The following is a 2,584-nucleotide window of genomic DNA, read 5'->3' as shown; positions in this document are numbered from 1 at the left end:
CCGTTGTTGACTCACCAACTGAAGCAAAAAGCGGTACGCAAGGTGAAAACAGATCCCATCGATGCGATACGGATTGCCCAAGTTTTTTACTTGCAAGATCCTCAGCCTCACGTACCGTTGGACGAGACCGTTCAGAAGCTCCGTGTGTTCTGCCGACAATATCAGCATTGGACGGCTTTATACGGGCAGACGCAGCTTCATTTTTGTGCCGTTTTGGATCTCCTTTTTCCCGGTTACGATCAAGCTTTTCAAAAGGTCTGCAACCGCACTTCTTTGGAGCTGCTCTCTCGTTTCCCGACTCCTACCGAGCTTCTAGCTGCAGATCCGGAAGAGGTATTGAACCTTCTGCTAAGCAACCGTCGAGGTCGAGCTTGGAACGAAACCAAGCGGCTGCTGCTGCTTGAAATAGCCAGACACAGCCTACCAGATCTTCATGGAATCGAAGCTCAAAAGGCCATTCTCAAACACTATATCTACCTTCTTCAAACCTACCAGGATTGCATGGACGACCTTTTACGATCGATGCAATCCCTCGCCGAATCGATCGAAACTTACGCGCTGCTTCGTACCATTCCCGGGGTAGGACCTTTAACAGCCGCCATGCTTATTGCTGAAATTGGAGACATCAAAAGGTTCCCTTCCGTGAAGCAGCTAACAGCTTTTGCAGGGCTAGACTCAGCTGTTCACGAATCGGGAACCTTCAAATCCAAGAAGAATCGAATATCGAAACGAGGCTCTTCGTACCTGCGAACAGCGCTTTATCAAGCGACCGTAGCCGGCATTTCCAAGCAGATTCACGGTCCGAGAAATTCGACTCTCTTTCAATTTTATCAGCAAAAACGGGATGAAGGCAAACCGGCAAAAGTCGCCATTGTAGCCGCTTCACATAAGCTTTTACGCATTATTTTTGGCATGTGGAACTCAGGATCGGTCTTTGAAACTCGCTAAGCACTGAAATTGGATATAGAATCCATTTTTTATCTGCCTTCCAAGGTAGGTTTATTTCAGTATGTTCCATTTAGACAGCTCAACGATTGTTTTATGAAAGACTTGACTTTGATTAGCTGGTTTATACGTAGTAACGATCTTTCTTGAATATTCAAGAAGATATAGAATAAGACACCGAGCTTTATTCTCGATGCCTTATTATCCATTCCTCAATATCATTTTCATTTAATTTTCCTTCTGCTGTTCCTAATCCTAATTGAACGAGTTCATCTTGACTATATCGAATAGAATATCCATTTAATCGAAGTAAAAGTAGCATAACGGCTACTCCAATACGTTTATTTCCATCCACGAATCCATGGTTTTTGATTAAGGAGAAAGTCACGACAGAAACTTTCCTTGTTAGCCCTGGGTACAACTCTTCACCATCAAAGGTCTGTTCAGCTTTACCCAATGCGCTTTCTAGCAATCCTTGATCTCTAACTCCATCTGCTCCACCCGTTACCTTCATGATCTTTTGATGATAGATCAGCAATTGGTCAATCGTAATCAATTTCATTTGGCGAGTTCTTTAAGCGCTTCTAAATTCTCGTTAATGATGTCGTCCATCATAGATTCTGTTTGAGATGCATTTTTCGTCTTTAGAAATTCTACGAAATCAATGACTTCCATTTGTTTTTCTTGGGATAAAGATAAAAAGTCGCTAACCAATTTTTGTTCCAGGCTCATGAGGAATCGCCTCCTATTCTTACTTCATAGTATAACGCAAAATGTTAAATCAATTAACTCTTTGTCTGGTCTAGTTTTTAAATATGTTTTTCCGGTATTACGTATAACGTTTCTGTATTCACGACCCGGCAATGCCGGGTGTCCGACGTATGTCGGACCAAGGACGAATGTCCGCAGCGTGAATATTATGTTATAAGATGTCCCACACTCTTTAAATGGTTATACATTCTTGTCATTTGCTATTTTATATTCATACTGTATCAGTTGACCTTCTCTATCTCTGTACTCTTCTTGTCCTTCCCTTCCTACTTCTTTGTAACCTAGCTTTTCCAGCATTTTTCTAGAGGAAATATTATACTCGCTTGTTTCTGCACGATATAATTTTATTCCAAATTTCTTTGATCCATATTCCATTATCCTTCTACTTGCTTCAAGCCCTATTCCTTTCCCCCAATAATGACTTGCACCTATTGCAATTCCTAATTCTGCTGTCTGATCTTTTATGTAAGCCAAATCCGTATAGCCAATAAGTTCATCTTTATATTCAATCCCTTTTCTCATAAAATCATCTGAAGGCTTATTAACACAAGCCTCCCACCATCGATATACTTCTTGTTCATCTCTATTCTGTTCCCATCCATTTGATGAGCAGAATAGCTTATCCCTACTCCATGCTAAAACCGTCTCATAATCATCGATTTCGATTTTTCTAAGATTTATTAAATTTTTTATTGTGCTCTTCCTCTCTATTTATGTTAATCGTTTGATTTTGTGGGATTTCTTATAACGTTCCTGTATTCACGACTCGACGCATGTCGAGTGTCCGGCGTATGCCGGGCCAAGGACGTATGTCCGCAGCGTGAATATTATGTTAACTGATGTCCCTGACCTCTTGATTCCGCTTCTA

4 protein-coding genes are annotated in these 2,584 nt (G+C 41.2%); 1 reads left to right on the top strand and 3 read right to left on the bottom strand.

The genetic code is table 11. The features are described from left to right. Positions 1 to 948, top strand: a 948-nt coding sequence (locus HRQ60_RS23210; protein WP_172200981.1) for an IS110 family RNA-guided transposase, incomplete at its 5' end; no start/stop codon positions are given. A gap of 181 nt (positions 949 to 1,129) precedes the next feature. Here the strand turns inward: HRQ60_RS23210 and HRQ60_RS23205 are convergent. From HRQ60_RS23205 to HRQ60_RS23195, 3 genes are all read right to left on the bottom strand, one after another. Beyond that, on the bottom strand, positions 1,130 to 1,507 hold the full coding sequence (locus HRQ60_RS23205) for a type II toxin-antitoxin system death-on-curing family toxin (protein ID WP_172200978.1): 378 nt from the start codon (positions 1,505 to 1,507) through the stop codon (positions 1,130 to 1,132). Beyond that, a complete protein-coding gene (locus tag HRQ60_RS23200) occupies positions 1,504 to 1,677 on the bottom strand; it encodes a hypothetical protein (RefSeq protein ID WP_172200975.1) in 174 nt (57 codons plus the stop codon). Before HRQ60_RS23200 ends, HRQ60_RS23205 begins: the two co-directional genes overlap by 4 nt. Before the next feature lie 219 nt (positions 1,678 to 1,896). Beyond that, on the bottom strand, positions 1,897 to 2,382 hold the full coding sequence (locus HRQ60_RS23195; RefSeq protein WP_343044810.1) for a GNAT family N-acetyltransferase: 486 nt from the start codon (positions 2,380 to 2,382) through the stop codon (positions 1,897 to 1,899). Positions 2,383 to 2,584 lie beyond the last annotated feature (202 nt).

This window comes from Saccharibacillus qingshengii, assembly GCF_013185195.1.
Lineage (GTDB): Bacteria > Bacillota > Bacilli > Paenibacillales > Paenibacillaceae > Saccharibacillus > Saccharibacillus qingshengii.
This window is presented reverse-complemented; position numbering and strand designations above follow the sequence as displayed.